17 protein-coding genes and 1 tRNA gene are annotated in these 17,603 nt (G+C 60.6%); 11 read left to right on the top strand and 7 right to left on the bottom strand.

The features are described 5' to 3' along the window. Positions 1-27 precede the first annotated feature (27 nt). Complete coding sequence (locus V8J85_RS02555; RefSeq protein ID WP_339951913.1) at positions 28-1,272, bottom strand: cobyrinate a,c-diamide synthase; 1,245 nt, start codon at positions 1,270-1,272, stop codon at positions 28-30. Then, on the bottom strand, positions 1,272-2,120 hold the full coding sequence (cobA, locus tag V8J85_RS02560; protein ID WP_339951915.1) for a uroporphyrinogen-III C-methyltransferase: 849 nt from the start codon (positions 2,118-2,120) through the stop codon (positions 1,272-1,274). Before cobA ends, V8J85_RS02555 begins: the two co-directional genes overlap by 1 nt. A gap of 89 nt (positions 2,121-2,209) precedes the next feature. Here cobA and V8J85_RS02565 point away from each other — a divergent pair, with 89 nt between their 5' ends. From V8J85_RS02565 to V8J85_RS02610, 10 genes are all read left to right on the top strand, one after another. Next, on the top strand, positions 2,210-3,259 hold the full coding sequence (locus tag V8J85_RS02565; protein WP_339951917.1) for a cobalt-precorrin-5B (C(1))-methyltransferase: 1,050 nt from the start codon (positions 2,210-2,212) through the stop codon (positions 3,257-3,259). Then, complete coding sequence (locus V8J85_RS02570; protein WP_339951919.1) at positions 3,256-3,978, top strand: cobalt-precorrin-6A reductase; 723 nt, start codon at positions 3,256-3,258, stop codon at positions 3,976-3,978. The genes V8J85_RS02565 and V8J85_RS02570 overlap by 4 nt, the downstream gene beginning before the upstream one ends. Beyond that, positions 3,975-4,604: a DNA-3-methyladenine glycosylase family protein gene (locus V8J85_RS02575; RefSeq protein WP_339953059.1), complete on the top strand. Its 630-nt coding sequence runs from the start codon at positions 3,975-3,977 to the stop codon at positions 4,602-4,604. Before V8J85_RS02570 ends, V8J85_RS02575 begins: the two co-directional genes overlap by 4 nt. Beyond that, on the top strand, positions 4,601-5,269 hold the full coding sequence (locus V8J85_RS02580) for an alpha/beta hydrolase (protein ID WP_339951921.1): 669 nt from the start codon (positions 4,601-4,603) through the stop codon (positions 5,267-5,269). The genes V8J85_RS02575 and V8J85_RS02580 overlap by 4 nt, the downstream gene beginning before the upstream one ends. Positions 5,270-5,525: 256 nt before the next feature. Next, positions 5,526-6,056, top strand: a complete 531-nt coding sequence (locus tag V8J85_RS02585; RefSeq protein ID WP_339951923.1) for a GGDEF domain-containing protein — start codon at positions 5,526-5,528, stop codon at positions 6,054-6,056. A 234-nt stretch (positions 6,057-6,290) separates the two neighbouring features. Beyond that, positions 6,291-6,878 carry an HNH endonuclease gene (locus tag V8J85_RS02590; RefSeq protein WP_339951924.1) on the top strand — a complete coding sequence of 196 codons (588 nt, stop codon included), beginning with the start codon at positions 6,291-6,293 and terminating at the stop codon, positions 6,876-6,878. An 80-nt stretch (positions 6,879-6,958) separates the two neighbouring features. Next, on the top strand, positions 6,959-8,413 hold the full coding sequence (zwf, locus tag V8J85_RS02595; protein WP_339951926.1) for a glucose-6-phosphate dehydrogenase: 1,455 nt from the start codon (positions 6,959-6,961) through the stop codon (positions 8,411-8,413). A gap of 82 nt (positions 8,414-8,495) precedes the next feature. Then, positions 8,496-9,167, top strand: a complete 672-nt coding sequence (gene pgl / locus V8J85_RS02600; protein ID WP_339951928.1) for a 6-phosphogluconolactonase — start codon at positions 8,496-8,498, stop codon at positions 9,165-9,167. A gap of 2 nt (positions 9,168-9,169) precedes the next feature. Continuing rightward, on the top strand, positions 9,170-10,768 hold the full coding sequence (pgi, locus tag V8J85_RS02605) for a glucose-6-phosphate isomerase (protein WP_339951930.1): 1,599 nt from the start codon (positions 9,170-9,172) through the stop codon (positions 10,766-10,768). A gap of 48 nt (positions 10,769-10,816) precedes the next feature. Further along, positions 10,817-11,272 carry a prepilin peptidase gene (locus V8J85_RS02610; protein ID WP_339951932.1) on the top strand — a complete coding sequence of 152 codons (456 nt, stop codon included), beginning with the start codon at positions 10,817-10,819 and terminating at the stop codon, positions 11,270-11,272. A gap of 2 nt (positions 11,273-11,274) precedes the next feature. Here V8J85_RS02610 and V8J85_RS02615 read toward each other — a convergent pair. From V8J85_RS02615 to V8J85_RS02630, 4 genes are all read right to left on the bottom strand, one after another. After that, positions 11,275-11,348, bottom strand: a tRNA-Gly gene (locus V8J85_RS02615). A 95-nt stretch (positions 11,349-11,443) separates the two neighbouring features. After that, complete coding sequence (locus V8J85_RS02620; RefSeq protein ID WP_339951934.1) at positions 11,444-12,049, bottom strand: fasciclin domain-containing protein; 606 nt, start codon at positions 12,047-12,049, stop codon at positions 11,444-11,446. 197 nt (positions 12,050-12,246) lie between these two features. After that, entirely contained in the window at positions 12,247-13,092 is an 846-nt protein-coding gene (locus tag V8J85_RS02625; RefSeq protein ID WP_339951936.1) for a class I SAM-dependent methyltransferase, read from the bottom strand. Next, a complete protein-coding gene (locus V8J85_RS02630) occupies positions 13,089-15,119 on the bottom strand; it encodes an ASKHA domain-containing protein (RefSeq protein WP_339951938.1) in 2,031 nt (676 codons plus the stop codon). Before V8J85_RS02630 ends, V8J85_RS02625 begins: the two co-directional genes overlap by 4 nt. Positions 15,120-15,323: 204 nt before the next feature. Here V8J85_RS02630 and guaB point away from each other — a divergent pair, with 204 nt between their 5' ends. Continuing rightward, the gene (gene guaB, locus V8J85_RS02635; protein ID WP_339951940.1) at positions 15,324-16,772 is read left to right on the top strand and encodes an IMP dehydrogenase; all 1,449 of its coding nucleotides are present in this window, start codon (positions 15,324-15,326) and stop codon (positions 16,770-16,772) included. A gap of 57 nt (positions 16,773-16,829) precedes the next feature. On the opposite strand, the gene V8J85_RS02640 is transcribed toward guaB, so the two are convergent. After that, positions 16,830-17,516, bottom strand: a complete 687-nt coding sequence (locus tag V8J85_RS02640) for a hypothetical protein (RefSeq protein WP_339951942.1) — start codon at positions 17,514-17,516, stop codon at positions 16,830-16,832. Between the last annotated feature and the right edge of the window lie 87 nt (positions 17,517-17,603).

Below are 17,603 nucleotides of genomic sequence, written 5' to 3' on the forward strand. Positions count from 1 at the left end.
GGTACGCTTGTGTGTGGGCAGAGGCAACTAGGCGCGGTCGATGATATGCGCGAATGAGCCCGCGACATTGTTCTGGATCAAACCGGCAGGTGGCAGTGTGGTGCCCTCGGCATCTTCGACGGTGAAGAGTGGTGTCCCTTCGGCGCGGAGTGTGGTGGCGTAGTGGAATTCATGCGCTGTCCAGCGACCGGGAAACGGGCCAACGGTTGCATGTAGCGACCGATAGCCCAGATGCAGCCTGCGATTGGCGAAGGATGTGTCGAGCGGTAACAGCCCCGCCATCTGGTGCGTGGCGCCATCCGCGTCGGTGAGCGTTTGTCCAAGTGTCATGTAGCCGCCGCATTCGCCGTATATCCGGGCATCGCTGTTGCGCAGGCTGTTAAGGAAAACTGTATTGGCGGCCAACCGCCCGGCATGCAGTTCGGGATAGCCGCCGGGAAGGTAGATCAGATCGGCGCGGGGTGCGGGGTCGTTGTTCAGCGGCGAAAAGAATGCCAGAGCCGCACCGCCTGCGCGCCAGTCATTCAGGATATGCGGATAGGTAAAGGCGTAAGCCTCGTCCTGCGCGATGGCGATGCTCTGCGCGGGTGGTTCAAGCCGCCTGCCTTTGTGCGATGGCAGTGGTTTCGCCAATTTCATGAGTGCATCGATGTCGAGAGCGGTGCCGATAAGATCAGCCGCATCATCGAGGTATGTTTCAAGATCCGGTCGCTCCTGCGCTTGGATCAGACCCAGATGCCGGGACGGTTGTGTGAGGTTGATCCGCCGCGGGACGGCGCCGAAAACCGGGATATCACCAAGGGCATGGCGCAGCATCGTTTCGTGCCGGGGGGAGCCAACATTGTTGAGGATGATCCCGGCGATCGCGACGTTTGGGTCATGTGCGATGAACCCTTTGGCGATGGCTGCAACGGACCCGGCCATCTTTGCCGCATCGATGATCAGGATGACCGGCAGGTTCAGAATGCGGGCGAGGTCTGCGGTGGCCCCTTTGCCGTCTGGCGGGGCGCCATCGAAAAGGCCCATCGCCCCTTCGATGATCAACGGTGTGTCGCCAGCGGCAAGGGCCACGATCCGGTCGGGTGCCATCGCCCAGGCGTCGAGGTTCAGGCACGGTTGCCCGCAAGCGGCCTCGTGAAAGCGCGGGTCGATGTAGTCGGGGCCGGATTTGGCGGCGCGGATCGGGATGATCCGGCTGATGGCGCGCAGGAGACCGAGCGTGATGGTCGTTTTGCCGCTGCCGGAGGCGGGGGCGGCGATGATGAAGCTCATTATGCCGATTCTGCAGGGCGGCCTCGGCCCAATGGGTCGAGGTTGCGGGGCGGTTGACCCGCGGACATGCCCTGCCAGTCGAGGACGTGGCGCATCAGGACGGACTGGCCGACGCAGATGATGGCGGGCGGTTCGAGTTGTGCTTTGTCGATGTCATCGACGATGGTGCCGAGCGTCGTTTCAAGGACCGTTTGGTCGTCCGTGGTCGCTGTCGTGACGACGGCGACCGGTTCGCTGGCGGGCCGTCCGGCGTTCAGCAGGTGACCGGCGATCTGGGCGATATGCTTCATCCCCATGTAAATGACGATGACCTGCGAGCCTTTGGAAATGCTGGCCCAATCGAGCGACCCGGGCGTTTGGCCGGACTGATCATGCCCGGTCACGAAGGTCACAGATTGGTTCACGTCCCGATGTGTGACGGGGATGCCCGCATAGGCGAGTCCGCCGATCCCGGCGCTGATGCCGGGGATGATCCGGATGGGGATGCCGTGTTGCACAAGCGTCTGTGCCTCTTCCCCGCCGCGACCAAAGACGAAGGGGTCACCCCCTTTCAATCGCAGGACACGCTTGCCCGCGCGGGCCAGATCGACCAGCCGGAGCGAGATGTCCCGTTGTTTGGCGGATGGTTTGCCGCCGCGTTTGCCCGCGTAGATGTGTTCGGCCTGCGGCGCCCATTGCAGGATGTCTTCCTGCACCAGCGCATCATAAATCACCACATCCGCCTGCCGCAGCGCATTGACCGCGTGCAGGGTGAGCAGCCCCGGATCACCTGGACCAGCGCCGCAAAGCCAGACCCAGCCGGGCTTTAGCGTGGGCCATGCATGATCGGGAAGGGTGATCTGTTCCATGACGCCTTTATGACGCCGATTGCGGATGCATGGAAGCCGCCAAACGACGCCCGATTGCGCAATGACGGCAGGTCCCTATAGTCCGCCTGATGACACGGAAACCGAACACGGATTTGCGCCGGGGCTGGACCACAGGGGCCTGTGCCACCGCCGCGACGAAGGCTGCGCTGATGCGCCTGTGGAGCGGTGCATTTCCGGCTGATGTCGGGATCGTGTTGCCCAAAGGTGAGACGCCTGTATTCCCGCTTGCGCTGGCCGAGGTAGGTGAAGGTTGGGCGCGTGTGGGTATTACGAAAGATGCTGGCGATGATCCTGACGTGACGCATGGCGCGTTGATCGTCGTCACGGTGTCGGCGTCGCATGGTGGGGTGCTGTTTCGGGGGGGAGAGGGAGTTGGTACGGTGACCAAGCCCGGTCTGCCGATCGCGGTGGGTGAGCCGTCGATCAACCCGGTGCCGCGCGAGATGATGACTGGTGTCGTGATCGAGATGGCGGCGCAGTTCGGGCAAGCGCCGGACGTGGTGATCAAGGTGTCCGTGCCCGGCGGTGCGGAGCTTGCGAAAAAGACGTGGAATCCCCGCTTGGGGATCAAAGACGGCATTTCGATCCTTGGCACGACCGGTGTCGTGCGTCCGTTTTCTTGTGCGGCCTGGATCGCGTCCATCCATCGCGGGATCGATGTCGCGCGCGCCGATGGTCTGAGCCATATGGCGGGGTGTACGGGTGCGACGTCGGAGAGGACCGTGCAGGGCCTCTACGGCCTTCCGGATCATGCCATGCTGGACATGGGTGATTTTGTCGGGGGCATGTTGAAGTACCTGCGCAGGCATCCGGTGGAACGGCTGACCATCGGCGGCGGGATCGGGAAGATGACGAAGCTGGCGCAGGGGGCGTCGGATTTGCATTCGGCGCGGAGCCAGGTGGATTTTGCGGCGCTTGCCGCCTGCATGGCAGAGCCGCGATTGGCCTATGCGAACACCGCGCTTGAAGCCTATGAGATTGCTGGCCCACCCTTGGCGGCGCGTGTGGCAAAGGATGCGCAGGAAGCAGCGATGCGATTATCAGGCAGTGACGACGTGCAAATTGATACGATTGTCATCGATCGGGCTGGCGCGATCATCGGAAGGGCCGGGCCGTGACGTTGCTGCTGTTGGCGGGGACGGGGGATGCAAAGCGTATTGCCGCGGGTTTGCGCGGTATCGAGGTGGTAGCCTCGCTGGCCGGTGCGACCCGTGATCCCGACGTTTTGCCGATCCCTATGCGTGTGGGCGGCTTTGGCGGCGAGGCGGGTTTTCGCGATTATCTGTCTGATGCCGGGATTTCGGCAGTGCTGGACGCGACCCATCCTTATGCGCACCGGATCACGGCCCGTACTGCGGCCGTCTGTGCCGATTTAGGGCTGCCTTTTCTGCAGTATCTCCGGCCCGGCTGGCTGCCTGAACCCGGCGACAACTGGACCGAGATCGCGCGGGAAGAGGATGCCGCCGCGCTGATCCCGGAAGGTGCGACCGTGTTTCTGGGAACCGGGCGGCAAACGCTGGAGCGGTTTGCCAACCTGCAGGGCAGGCGGGTCATTTGCCGCCGGATCGATCCGCCGCGTGGTCCGTTTCCTTTTGCCGGTGGTGAGTATCTAGTGGGGCGTCCCCCGTTTTCGGTGAAAGATGAGGTCGCGCTGTTCCAGCGGCTTGGGGTCGATTGGCTGGTGGTCAAGAACGCGGGCGGTGCGGCGAGCCGGACAAAGCTGACGGCGGCGCGGCAGCTTGGCATGCCGGTTTTGATGATCGCCCGACCGACCCAAGGCGATTGGTCGATTGTGCAGAGCGTTTCAGAGGCGTTGGATTGGGTGCGCAGCTTATGAAAGAGCGGTTGATCATCGGGGATGATTGCATTGACGAGGGTGCCGCCTGGCTTTGTGCGCAGGAGCCGCGTTTCAGTGAGGTGATGAGGGATCTGCCGCCTTTGCCGCTGCGCCTGAAGCCCGATGGCTTTGCCCAGTTGGTTAGCGCCATCGTCAGTCAACAGGTCAGCGTCGCGTCGGCCTCGGCGATTTGGGGGCGTTTGACCGATGCGGGGATGATCACACCACAGGCGGTGTCCGCTGCATCGGAGCAACGACTGAAGGAACTGGGGTTGAGCCGCCAGAAGGTGCGGTATGCACATGCGTTGGCAAGGGCGGGGATCGACTACGGTGCACTTCGTGAAGCCTCGACAGTGGATGTCGTCAAAACGCTTACCGCCGTGCCGGGGATCGGCACGTGGACGGCAGAGATCTACGCCATGTTCTCGCTGGGCCGCGCGGACGTCTTTGCGCCGGGTGATCTGGCCCTTCAAGAGGCCGCTCGGTTGATTTTCGGTCTACCTGAACGCCCGAAGGAACGCGCCCTGCGCGAGATGGCAGCGGCGTGGGCGCCGTGGCGGTCGGTTGCAGCGCGGATCATGTGGGCCTACTACGCCTATGACAAACAACGGGAAGGTATCCGATGACACGCGCGCTCGAGGCACAAAGACGGAAACCGGTATCCGGCGAGACACGATCATGTGTGGTGTTTCTGCATGGTTACGGGGCCAATGCGGCGGACCTGATGGGTTTGGCCGATCCGTTGGCCGAGCATCTGCCCGACACATTGTTCATCGCACCCGATGCGCCAGAGGCCTGTGCAGGGGCGCCGATGGGCTTTCAATGGTTTCCGATCCCATGGATCGACGGATCGTCCGAAGAAGAATCGCGTGCCGGGATGGCCCGGGCCGTCGCTGATCTGGATGCGTTTCTGGACGGGGTGATGGTGGATGAAGACCTGCTGCCCGAACAGGTGATGGTGCTTGGCTTTTCGCAGGGTACGATGATGGCCCTGCATGTGCTGCCCCGGCGCGAGGACCCTGTGGCGGGAATCGTCGCGTTTTCGGGGCGGCTGCTGGACCCGGAATTGCTGAGCGATGAGGTGGTGAGCCGCCCGCCCGTTCTATTGGTCCACGGGGATCAGGATGACGTGGTACCACCACAATCGCTGCCACAGGCCGCCGAGGCACTGCAAGAGGCAGGCTGGAAAGAGGTCTATGCGCATATCATGAAGGGCACTGGCCATGGGATCGCGCCGGATGGCCTGTCGGTCGCCTTGGCATTCATGCGGGACCGGCTCGGGTTGGGATAAACCCATCATACACGTACAGGTTGTTAAGCCTTTGGTTACCAAAGGTGTGGCATAGAACAGGCGTCACGTCCTGTTGCCGGTGCTTTTGATGTCAGTGTCCCCACATGTTCCTCGCCCTTTTTCTGTTCACAGTTTTCTGTGGCGGGCATCATTTTCGGCAGCGGCATTGATCACTTCTGGACTGGCCTGGTGGGTCAGTCAGATACTTCCTTTCCAGTCATGGATATGGGGCGCCGGGGTTCTTTCATCTGGCGGTTTGCTATGGCTTTTGATGCAGCAAAAGGCGGAAAGCCGCAGACTGGCAAGGGTCGCTGCCTGCGATCCTGTCACGGCGATTGCTCATCGTCAGGCATTTTCGGGTAATGTCGAAAATGTTCTGTCACAAAGCGGCGCATTCATTCTTTTGGATATCGATGACTTTCGCCGGGTCAACGACCGCTATGGCCGGGATGTTGGTGACCTTTGCCTGCGTGCCTTGGCGCAAAGGTTGCGGGAACTGACACGGACCACTGACGTGATCGGGCGTTTGGACGGGCCGTCATTCGCCGTTCATTTGCCCGGCGCCATGATGCAGCATGCTGGCGATATCGCGCAGCGTTTGTCCGATGGTCTGCTGATCATGATCGACGGTCGGCCGCTGCGGTTGACGATTTCGGCCGGTGTGGTTTTCGCGGATGGGCACACATCGCTGGATCAGCTGATCTTTACCGCGGAACGGGCGTTGGATCGGGCCAAGCTGCAGGGGCGCGCACGGGTCGAGATGGATGTGACGCCTTTCGCGGCATAGTCTGCGTTTCTTCGGCGCTGGATTGGCAGGGCAAAGCCTATCTGAACCCCCCGATGGTACAGCCGCGCTGCGTCCGCGAAAAACGTGCTGGTTTGCGGAAAATATCTATCCACAATCTGCCGCACATTGTGGGGGTTGTCACATTTCTGACGCGATATATAGTCCACATCAAACACAAAGCGGGGACGCCGCATTTGCAAAGTTCTCGCCCAAGTGATGTGCAGGATGAGAGCTATGACGCAGACAGAGTTTAGGACAGATTTCGTGCGGGAATCCGGTGCGTTGAAGCATTTTCCGGCGCTGGTTCTGAACGCGGATTACCGGCCTCTTTCTTACTATCCGCTATCGCTGTGGCCCTGGCAGGAGGCCGTCAAGGCATCATGGCTCGATCGGGTGGATATCGTGAGTGAATACGAAGAGGTCGTGCGCAGCCCATCGACCGTCATCCGGATACCATCTGTCGTGGTCCTGAAGGATTATGTGAAACCGCAAAAGCAGGTAGCTTTCACCCGTTTCAACCTGTTCCTGCGGGATGAGTTTTCGTGTCAATACTGCGGCGCAAAGGGCGATTTGACCTTTGACCACGTGGTGCCGCGCGCATCCGGCGGTGTCACCAGTTGGGAAAATGTCGTCGCGGCCTGCAGCCCGTGCAATTTGCGGAAAGGATCGCGATCCTTGCGGCAATGCGGCATGTCATTGCGCCGCCCGCCGCGAAGGCCCGCGTCCGAACAGTTGCACAATGTCGGTCGGAAGTTTCCGCCGAACCATCTGCATGAAAGCTGGGTCGACTTTCTGTATTGGGATGCCGAGCTGGAAGCCTGATGGCATTGTCCTGCTAGACTTGGACAGATGCGCGCGGTAGGAAGGCGGCGTTAGCGCTAACAAGTCAGCGGAGGCAACCCATGGTATCGCGAGTCATTCCGGTCGATACGTTCGATCTGGTCATCTTTGGCGGAACGGGGGACCTGGCCCGTCGCAAGATTTTGCCCGGACTGTTTCGCCGCTTTCTGGCGGGGCAGATGCCGGAAGGGGCGCGTGTTATCGGGGCGGCGCGGTCGGAATTGGACGCGGACGGCTATCGCGGAATGATCGCAGAAGCCATTGCCGAGTTTGGTGGAAAAGAATCAAAAGATAAGAAGGGTTTGGAAGCCTTTCTTGATTGCCTCGATTACGTCGCCATCGATGCGAAGGGCACCGGCGGCTGGGACAAGCTGGCGCAGATCGTCCGGTCTGATGTCGTGCAAGCCTTCTATTTTTCGGTTGCACCCTCTCTGTTCGGCGATCTGGCTGAGCGGTTGCACACCAACGGGATCGCGCGTGAGGATAGCCGGATCGTCGTCGAAAAACCCTTTGGTCGCGACCTCGACAGTGCGCAGGCGCTGAACGCCACCTTGGCCGCCCATTTCGATGAAGGCCAGATCTATCGGATCGACCATTATCTGGGCAAGGAAACGGTGCAAAATCTGATGGCGGTCCGGTTTGGCAACGTCCTGTTCGAGCCGCTGTGGAACAATCATTATGTGGACCATATCCAGATCACGGTGGCGGAAACCGTCGGGGTCGGGGGCCGCGGGGCCTATTACGACAAGTCGGGTGCGATGCGCGACATGGTGCAGAACCACCTGATGCAGCTTTTGTGCCTGATCGCGATGGAGCCACCCAGTCAGTTCGGCGCGGATGCAGTGCGCGACGAAAAGCTGAAGGTGATCAGGGCTTTGCAACCGATTGATTATCATCACATTGTCCGCGGGCAGTATGATAAAGGGCCGGACGGCCCAAGTTACCGCGAAGATGCCGAGAACCCGCGCAGTTTCACAGAAAGTTTCATCGCGATGCGCTGCCACATTGCGAATTGGCGCTGGGCGGGGGTGCCGTTCTACCTGCGCACGGGCAAGCGGATGAAGGCGCGGTCGTCGGAAATTGCCGTTGTTTTCAAGGACCTTGGCCACTCCATCTTTGAAGGGGATGAGGCGCGGCATCGCAATATCCTGTCGATCCGGCTGCAGCCAAATGAAGGGATGGACCTGCAGGTCACGATCAAGGAACCCGGGCCAGGGGGGATGCGCCTGATCGATGTGCCGCTGGACATGACTTTTGCGGAGGCGTTGGGCGAGGATGCGGAAGACGTGACCGACGCTTATGAACGCCTGATCATGGACGTCATCCGCGGCAATCAGACCCTGTTCATGCGCGGGGACGAGGTCGAGGCCGCGTGGGCCTGGACCGATCCGCTGATCGAAGGATGGGAGGCGCGCAATGATGTGCCGAAACTGTACGATGCGGGGTCAGCCGGGCCCGAGGATGCGCTGATGCTGATGCACCGTGACGGCCGCCGTTGGCGCGAGATCAAGGGCTGACGCGGGCGTGCACCGGACGTGCACACAGCGTACACACACTGTACACACACATTGGCACACGGGCTGAATAAGGGGGCGCGCCATGAAGATGTTCGAATATCCCGACGCGGAGATGATGATGATGGATCTGGCTGACAAGCTGGCCAGTGAACTCAAGAACTGCCTTCTGGTGCATGAACATGCATCCTTTGCCGTGCCGGGCGGCACGACACCGGGGCCGATTTTCGACCAACTGTGCGCGGTCGATCTGGACTGGGCGCGTGTGCATGTGATGCTGACAGATGAACGCTGGGTGCCCGAGACATCCGAACGGTCGAATACGCGGCTGCTGCGCGAAAGGCTGTTGATCGAGCGTGCGGCTGAGGCCGTCTATGTCCCGCTTTACGCTGATGCCGAAACGCCCGAGGAAAAGCTGGACGATCTGGCAGCGGCGCTGACGCCGGAACTGCCCATCTCGGTCATGTTGCTGGGGATGGGGACGGATATGCATACGGCCTCGATCTTTCCGGGGGCTGATCAGTTGGACCGCGCTTTGCACGGCGATGATCGGCTGGTAGCGATGCGCGCGCCGGGTGCGCCAGAGCCGCGGATCACGCTTTCGGCAAAGGTTCTGCAACAGGCGATGAGCCGGCATCTGGTGATCGTCGGGGCAGAGAAACGCGCGGCCTTGGAAAAGGCACGGAACTTGCCGCCGGAGGAGGCACCGGTGGCGGCGATCCTGAATGGAACGAACGTGCATTGGGCGGAGCGTTGAGCATGTGGGAAACCTTGCGTGCACATCACGCCCGGGTGAAAGATCGCCGGTTCGAAGCGCTGGTGGATACGGATAGGGCGGCTGATTTCTCGGCCCATACCGGGGACATGTTATTCGATTACGCCAAGACGAATATAGATGCCGAGGGGCGCGCGCTGTTGTTCGACCTGCTCGACCAGACCGGCGTCGCGGCAAAGCGTGACGCGATGTTCGCGGGCGCGCCGATCAATGAAACCGAAGGGCGGGCGGTTTTGCATACGGCCTTACGCAATCTGGATGGCGGACCGGTGATGGTGGATGGGCAGGACGTCATGCCCGACGTGCTGGACACGCTGACACGGATGGAGCGGTTCGCCAGTGATGTGCGTGAAGGTGACTTTACGGGGCAGGGCGGTAAGATCACCGATGTCGTCAATATTGGGATCGGCGGTTCCGATCTTGGCCCGGCCATGGCTGTGAAAGCCTTGGCCCCTTACCATGACGGCCCGCGCTGTCATTTCGTCAGCAATGTCGATCCGGCGGATATCGCAGATGTGCTGCGCCGATGCGATCCGACGACGACGTTGGTGATCGTCGCCTCAAAGACGTTCACCACGATCGAGACCATGACCAATGCCCGCACCGCGCAGGCGTGGATGGGCGAGACCGTCACCGACACCGGCGCGCAATTCGCGGCCCTGTCCACGGCCGAAGACAAAACCGCCGATTTCGGGATCGACCCGTCGCGTGTCTTCGGGTTCGAAGATTGGGTCGGCGGACGTTATTCGATGTGGGGGCCGATCGGGCTGTCGCTGATGATCGCTATTGGCCCGCAAGCCTTCCGTGCCTTTCTGCGCGGCGGGCAGGCGATGGACCAGCATTTCAAGGCTGCCAAGTGGCAGGAAAATCTGCCTGTGCTGTTGGCCATAGTGGGTATCTGGCACAATCAGATTTGTGGTTATGCGACCCGGGCGGTTTTGCCTTATGACAACCTTCTCAGTCGCTTACCGGCCTATCTTCAACAGCTTGAGATGGAAAGCAACGGCAAAGGCGTCAGCATGGACGGCGCTGATCTGGATGTCCATTCCGGTCCTGTCGTCTGGGGCGAGCCGGGGACGAACGGGCAGCATGCATTCTATCAGTTGATCCATCAGGGGACCCGCGTCATCCCCTGCGAATTTCTTGTCGCGGCGCGTGGACACCAGGACGATTTGCATCATCAGCATCAGTTGCTGGTCGCAAATTGTCTGGCTCAGTCGGAGGCGCTGATGCGTGGGCGGACATTGGAGGAGGCGCGGGCGAAAATAGCGGATAAGTTCACAGGTGATGAGTTGGAACGCCAAGCGCGCCATCGTGTGTTCGAAGGTAATCGGCCATCGGTGACGATCGCCTATCCGCAGTTGGATCCGTTCACGTTGGGCCGGATCATTGCGCTGTACGAACACCGGGTCTTTGTCGCGGGCGTGGTGCTGGGCATCAACTCTTACGACCAGTGGGGTGTGGAATTGGGCAAGGAATTGGCCACGGCCCTGCAGCCTATCGTAGAGGGGCGTGAAACGACGGATGGCAAGGATGGCTCAACTGCCGCACTTGTCGAGTTCCTGAAACGAAACGGGGTGTAAGCTGCGGATTTCGCTGCCATAAGGGGTGGACCGAAACGGAGTTTGATCATGCTGGCCCAATATGCCCCTTTTGTCATGACGGCGATCCTTGTGGTCGCGGTTTTTATTGAGCTGCGCACGGGCAAGATACCAAATTGGCTGACATTGGCGCCGTTTGTTCTGTTCATCGCCGTTGCGGCGACCCTGCCGGATCGCAGTGTGCTGCTCTGGCAGCTGGGCTTTGCGGCGGCTGTTTTTGCCGGGGGGCTGATGTTGTTCGCCTTTGCAGGTTTCGGGGCCGGGGCGGTGAAGCTGATGAGTGGGCTGGCGCTGTTTATACCGTTGACTAAGGTCATCTGGGCGATCGGATTGTTCGTTGGTTTGCTGTTTGTGGTCGCGATTGTGCTGGCCCAATTCCGCAGGCACCCGAAAGAGGATAGTGACTGGCACGTTCTGCGGACCAAATCACTGCCGATCAGCCTGCCCTTGGCCATCATGGGCGCGATGGTGTTTTTCGTCGTCTAGGCTGGAGCGGGTAACGGGAATCGAACCCGTAACTTAAGCTTGGGAAGCTCGCGTGATACCTTTTCACCATACCCGCGCTGGCAGGTCCGATAGTCCTGTCCCGGGAAAAGGTCAATATGCCAACGGCAAAGGGCCGCCCCGAAAGGCGGCCCCGCATGTCGATACGAACGTTTAGCTGTCTGGTGTCAGCACATTGTCGATCACGTGGATCACACCGTTCGATGCCATGATGTTGGCTTCGATGATGCTGGCCTCTGGCTCATTATCGCTGGGCGATGTGGCATAGGCCGACACGTAGAATGCGTCGCCGATTTTCTCGACCGCGATGTCGGACTGGACCAGTGAGTCCATCATGACCTTACCGTCCATGACTTCGACGTCCAGTTCACCGATTTCAGCAACGTCGCTACCGATTGCTGCCAGGTCAATGTCTTCAGATGTGACGACACCCGGGACGACGTGCGCTTTCAGCAATTCTTCCAGCTGGCCGATATTTTCCGGCTTCAGCAGCTCTTCTACCGTGCCTTCTGGCAGGGCGGCGAATGCTTCATCTGTTGGTGCGAAAATCGTGAACGGACCTTCGCCCATCAGGTCGTCGGCCAGACCAGCGGCTTCAACGGCTGCCATCAGCGTCGAGAAGTTCTGCACCTTGGCGGCGTTCTCGGTGATGGTCAGTTCATCGCTCAGCAGGTATTCGTTCTTGATGTCTGCATTGGCCAGGCTTGCCCCGGCAATCAATGTTGCACCCACAAGAGCGGTCGTTGTCAAAGTACGCATAATAGTTCCTTTCGTTTGCATGACCCTTTCAGGCCGCTGGGGTGACAACCGGCGCTGATGGAATTCGTTCCGGAGAAAGCCGAGAAATACGCTGATGGGTCATTAAATAATAAAAACAATATTTTAGATGGTATTTTATATCTATCCAGCCATGTTGATCGTCTGTTTTTCACAGCTGATGGACGTTTTTTGGATGTTCAGCCAGCCGTTTCCGCGCGGAAAAGATTGATGTTTGCCGGGATGCGCATGTTGTAGGGCGCGAAAGCCAAGGTGATGCCTTCGATGATCGCGGCCCGGTCAGCGGCGTTACCGTCGAAATGCCGCAGCGCCCGTTCCGCTGGTCCGATTTCGCAGCAGAGTTTGGCCGCGTCTTGGGCACCACCCGTGGGTGTCAGGTGCAGTTCATGCGTTTCAGCTTTGATATTGTGTAGTCGGGACCGCGTCAGCATATCGATGACCCTTGCCTGATCTTCGAGCGCGAAGGGGCCGGGAAGCGTCCGGTCGGTTTTGGACATCTTGCCCAGCCGGTCGGCGGCGACTTTGGCGGGGATCGTGAACCATGGGTTTTCCGGGGCCGGTCCCCAGCAGGCGAAGATCATGCGACTGCCGGGTTTCAGGGCCTGCCCCATGTTTCGGAACGCAACGACGCTGTCGGCGAAGAACATGACGCCGAAGCGCGAGATGAGTGCGTCGTAGTGATGTTGCGCAAAGGCGTGGGTTTGGGCGTCTGCCTTCAGCCACGTCATGTTGGGTGCTTCGCCGAATTGATGGCGGGCATGAGTCAGCAGTGTATCCGAGATATCAACGCCGGTGACGTTTCCCCGCGGGCCGACCTGCGCTGCAGCTTGTACCGTGCTGGTCCCGGCGCCGCAGCCGATGTCGAGGATGTGCTCACCCGGCTGAAGTGCTGCCTGAGACAACACCAGCTTGAGAACGGGCGCCATGAGTTTGTCCATGACCGTTTGGTTCACCACCCATTTCCGCCCTGCCGTCGTGCCCCAGAATTCGGCCTGATCCGTGTTGTCAGCAGGCCGGTCGGTCACGCCCGTCTCCGCCGTCGTCCTTGTCGATCTCCGCCCTGGTTGTGGTTGATGGCTGGGATGTCGACGATGCTGTTGAGGATCGGGAAGGGTTCGACGGCGTTGGGGATGGCCGAGGCGTTGACGAAGTGTTCCTGAAAGCGCGGTTCGATCGCGGTTTCGATCTTGTGGATTTTGTGGACGACATGTTCGATGTCCCGCCGCGCGTCGGTGTTGAGAAGCGCGATCCGTGCGCCGGTGCCTGCCGCATTGCCTGCGCTGGTCACTTTGTCCAGTGGCGCGTCGGGGATCATGCCGAGGATCATCGCGTGTTTAGGGCTGATATGCGCGCCGAACGCACCAGCGAGGACCACACGGTCAACTTTATCGACGCCGAATTTATCCATCAGCAGCCGCGCGCCGGAATAGAGCGCGGCCTTGGCCATCTGGATTTGGCGGATATCGGTGTTGGTGACGGTGATCTTGGGGCCGCCATTGGCGCTGCCATCATAGAGCAGATAGCTATTGGTGCGGCCGTCGGGGAAGCAGTTGGGCGATCCGGTTTGTTCGGCCGACCCGATCAGACCCGGACCGTCGAGAATGCCCACAATGCGCATTTCGGCGATGACTTCGATGATGCCGGACCCGCAGATACCGGTGACCCCGGTTTGCGCAATGGCGGCGTCGAACCCTTCCTCATCGGACCACAACTCGCTGCCGATGACCTGAAAGCGCGGGGTTTTAGTAGCGGGGTCGATCTGGACGTGTTCGATCGCGCCGGGTGCCGCGCGTTGGCCGCTGGAGATTTGCGCGCCCTCGAAAGCCGGGCCGGTGGGGGAAGAGCAGGCGAGGACTTTGTCGCGGTTCCCAAGAATGATCTCGGCGTTCGTACCCACATCCACGACCAGCACGAGGTTTTCGGATTTATCAGGTGCTTCGGAGAGGGCCACGGCCGCGGCATCCGCGCCGACATGGCCTGCGATGCAGGGCAGAAGGTAGACGCGGGCGGCGGGATGCAGGTTCAGGTCGAGTTCAACGGCGCGAAGGGATATCGCCTCGGATGTTGCCAGCGCAAACGGCGCTTGTCCCAGTTCATAGGCATCAATTCCGAGGAACAGGTGATGCATCACCGGGTTGCAGACGAAGACTGCGTCGACGATCAGGTTGCGGTCGATCCCCGCCTCGGCGGCGATCTGGACGAAAAGGGCGTTCATGCCTTCGCGCACCGCCTTGGTCATCTCATCCGAACCGGTGGGGTTCATCATACCATAGCTGACGCGGCTCATCAGGTCCTCGCCGAACCGGATTTGCGGGTTCATGATACCGGAGGAGGCGACAACCTCGCCCGATTGCAGGTTACAGAGATGGGCGGCGATGGTCGTGGAACCAAGGTCCACGGCGAGGCCATAGATCGTGCCATCATAGAAACCCGGCCAGATGTCGATGATGCGCGGGCTGAACACGGCGTCGCCGAGATGCACGGCGACGGTGACCTTCCATTCGCCCTTGCGCAGGGCCTTTTGCATGGATTTGAGCACGCCGAGGTCGGCCTCAAGTTCCGGCAGTTCCCAATCGCGCTTCAGCGCTTTGATGAGCCTTTCAAGATCACCGGACGGATCGTGCATGTCGGGTTCGGCCACCTCGACATAGTAGAGCCGGGTCGAGGGGTTCATGACGATATCCCGCGCCTCGGCCCGTTTGCGCACGACCTGTTTGTGGACCTGGCTTTCGGGGGGCACGTCGATGACGATGTCGGATTGGATCGTGGCCTGACAGCCCAGACGGCGACCGGGTTTCAGGCCGCGTTTCTGGTCGTAACGCTCTTCGACGCTGTTCCAGTCGGACAAGGCGTCGTCGGCGACGGTGAGCCCATGTTTGGAGAATTCACCGTAGGATGGGGTGATCTGACATTTTGAGCAGATGCCGCGCCCGCCGCAGACACTATCAAGGTCAACGCCCAACTTGCGGGCGGCAGTGAGCACGGGGGTGCCCGCCGGGAAATGCCCCCGCTTGCCGGAGGGGGTGAAGATGACAAGGGGATCGTCGGTCATGCGCGCGCCTTTTCGTTCCCCTCAAAACTATCTGCGGTGCGGCGGAAAGGAAGGTTCGTATCCGTCATAATGATTATGCGCAGCGGCACCGATATGGTTTCGTGGCGGTCTGATCCACTAAATCTGGTCCTTTTTGGGGCTTTTGCTGCCCGGCAATCCATGCGATAGGGACGTGCCAACGATACGTGCATGGGGGACCGACAGATGCAGATTCGTGAGGCGCTTACCTTTGATGATGTTTTGCTGGTGCCGGGCGAAAGCAGCGTGCTGCCCTCGACGGCGGATACGCGCACGAAGGTCACCAAATCCATCGCGATGAATATCCCACTGTTGTCCAGTGCCATGGACACGGTGACAGAGGCGCGGATGGCGATTGCCATGGCACAGGCGGGTGGCATTGGTGTGGTCCACAAGAACCTGAGCGTCGATGAGCAGGCCAAGGAAATCCGCCGGGTCAAGCGGTTCGTGTCGGGGACGGTCTACAACCCCGTGACCCTGCGACCGGATCAGACGCTTGCCGACGCAAAGGCGCTGATGGAGCGCTATCGCATCACCGGTTTTCCCGTCGTAGGCGAGGGTAACAAGGTGGTGGGTATCGTGACCAACCGCGATATGCGCTTTGCCGAGGATGATGCGACACCTGTTCGGGTCATGATGACATCGGACGATCTGGCGATCCTGCGCGAGCCTGCCGACCTGGATGAGGCGCGGTCGCTGATGAAGGCGCGACGGATCGAAAAGCTGTTGATCACGGATGGCACGGGCAGGCTGACCGGTCTGCTGACCCTCAAGGACAGCGAACAGGCGGTGCTGAACCCGATGGCGTGCAAGGACCATCTGGGGCGGTTGCGGGTCGCGGCCGCCTCGGGCGTTGGTGATGCGGGGTTCGAACGGTCAGAGGCGCTGGTGGATGCCGGTGTCGACATGATCGTCGTGGATACCGCGCATGGCCATTCCGAAGGTGTGGCCAAGGCGGTCGAACGTGCCAAGATGCTGTCGAACGAGGTGCAGATCGTTGCCGGCAATATCGCGACCGGGGAGGCCGCGCGTGCGCTGATCGATGCAGGTGCAGATGCGGTCAAAGTGGGGATTGGCCCCGGTTCGATTTGTACCACCCGGATGGTGGCGGGTGTCGGCGTGCCGCAGCTGACGGCAATCATGGATGCGGCGGATGCCGCGGGTGATGTGCCCGTGATTGCGGATGGTGGCATCAAGTTTTCCGGCGACTTCGCCAAGGCGATTGCCGCCGGGGCGTCCTGTGCCATGGTCGGTTCCATGATCGCGGGGACAGATGAAAGCCCGGGCGAGGTGATTCTGTATCAGGGCCGGTCTTTCAAGTCCTATCGCGGGATGGGGTCGCTGGGCGCGATGGCCCGCGGGTCGGCGGATCGCTATTTCCAGAAGGATGCAGCAAGCGACAAGCTGGTGCCGGAGGGGATCGAGGGGCAGGTGCCTTACAAAGGATCGGCAGGCGCGGTGATCCATCAGCTGGTGGGCGGGTTGCGGGCCGCCATGGGCTATACCGGTTGTGCCACGGTGGAAGAGATGCGCAAAAATTGTCAGTTTGTGAAAATCACTGGCGCGGGGCTCAAGGAAAGCCACGTGCATGATGTGCAGATCACCCGTGAAAGCCCGAATTACCGGGTGGGGTGACCCATCGACGAACGGCGCGGATCTGCCGGGCCGCTGTTTTCTGGCATATGACCGGAATTAAGCTGCGGCATTCGTCCGGCGTCTGCGCCGCCAGACGAATTTTGCCGCTGCGATGGCTGCAAGTACCAAGGCGATCTGATTGAGTAACGGTGCAGCGGTCGCCGCATCCGCGCGTCGTGGGGCGAGCGCCGCTTCACGGCCATCGAACCAAGGATCGAGGTAAAAGAAGTCCGGCGCAAGGCGCAGCCCTTCTTCCTCGGTCAACGCATCCTCGGCAACATCATCGTGGGATGTCCATGTCCGGTGTTTGCCGTTCAGGTGCATCACAGCGCCCAGTGGTCCGACATCGCTGATCTGATCGTTCAACCACGCCACGACGTCATCCTTTTGGCGTTTCGGGACGACGATGGCCGCCTGCACGACGCTTTCCTGCCCGTTGGCTTTCGGCCCGACGAGGACCCACATATAGTAAGGTGAGCTGGTGGCGGACCCTTCACGCAGTTCGTAATTGTAATCTGTGTTGATCTGCGCGGCGATGTGGACCTCGTCATAGGGTGCGAGGTTGTTCGGGTCGAAATCGTCGAGAGATATCACGGGCGGTATGCCGGCTTCGCGCGCTGCGACCTTTTCCGCCTCGGTATTCGCGGTGGTGCGGGTATCGACGACGCCCAGGCCAAAGACTGCGGCGGCGAGCAGCAGATAACCCCATGGTGGGAGCGTGAAAAAGGTAAAAAGCAGGCGCATGGTTGGTCCGATTTACTGGTTCTGTGACGTGCCCTCGTTTGCCGGATGTTCAGGGCGAAAGAATGACAGCTATATGGTTTTCCGCGC

It is taken from the genome of Yoonia sp. 2307UL14-13, from assembly GCF_037572755.1.
GTDB lineage: Bacteria > Pseudomonadota > Alphaproteobacteria > Rhodobacterales > Rhodobacteraceae > Yoonia.

What these genes read in the sequence shown, in the direction of transcription:
- V8J85_RS02555 (WP_339951913.1), bottom strand. Translation starts at nt 1,272, where the DNA reads ATGAGCTTCATCATCGCCGCCCCCGCCTCCGGCAGCGGCAAAACGACC.
- cobA (WP_339951915.1), bottom strand. Translation starts at nt 2,120, where the DNA reads ATGGAACAGATCACCCTTCCCGATCATGCATGGCCCACGCTAAAGCCC.
- V8J85_RS02565 (WP_339951917.1), top strand. Translation starts at nt 2,210, where the DNA reads ATGACACGGAAACCGAACACGGATTTGCGCCGGGGCTGGACCACAGGG.
- V8J85_RS02575 (WP_339953059.1), top strand. Translation starts at nt 3,975, where the DNA reads ATGAAAGAGCGGTTGATCATCGGGGATGATTGCATTGACGAGGGTGCC.
- V8J85_RS02580 (WP_339951921.1), top strand. Translation starts at nt 4,601, where the DNA reads ATGACACGCGCGCTCGAGGCACAAAGACGGAAACCGGTATCCGGCGAG.
- V8J85_RS02590 (WP_339951924.1), top strand. Translation starts at nt 6,291, where the DNA reads ATGACGCAGACAGAGTTTAGGACAGATTTCGTGCGGGAATCCGGTGCG.
- zwf (WP_339951926.1), top strand. Translation starts at nt 6,959, where the DNA reads ATGGTATCGCGAGTCATTCCGGTCGATACGTTCGATCTGGTCATCTTT.
- pgl (WP_339951928.1), top strand. Translation starts at nt 8,496, where the DNA reads ATGAAGATGTTCGAATATCCCGACGCGGAGATGATGATGATGGATCTG.
- pgi (WP_339951930.1), top strand. Translation starts at nt 9,170, where the DNA reads ATGTGGGAAACCTTGCGTGCACATCACGCCCGGGTGAAAGATCGCCGG.
- V8J85_RS02610 (WP_339951932.1), top strand. Translation starts at nt 10,817, where the DNA reads ATGCTGGCCCAATATGCCCCTTTTGTCATGACGGCGATCCTTGTGGTC.
- V8J85_RS02620 (WP_339951934.1), bottom strand. Translation starts at nt 12,049, where the DNA reads ATGCGTACTTTGACAACGACCGCTCTTGTGGGTGCAACATTGATTGCC.
- V8J85_RS02630 (WP_339951938.1), bottom strand. Translation starts at nt 15,119, where the DNA reads ATGACCGACGATCCCCTTGTCATCTTCACCCCCTCCGGCAAGCGGGGG.
- guaB (WP_339951940.1), top strand. Translation starts at nt 15,324, where the DNA reads ATGCAGATTCGTGAGGCGCTTACCTTTGATGATGTTTTGCTGGTGCCG.
- V8J85_RS02640 (WP_339951942.1), bottom strand. Translation starts at nt 17,516, where the DNA reads ATGCGCCTGCTTTTTACCTTTTTCACGCTCCCACCATGGGGTTATCTG.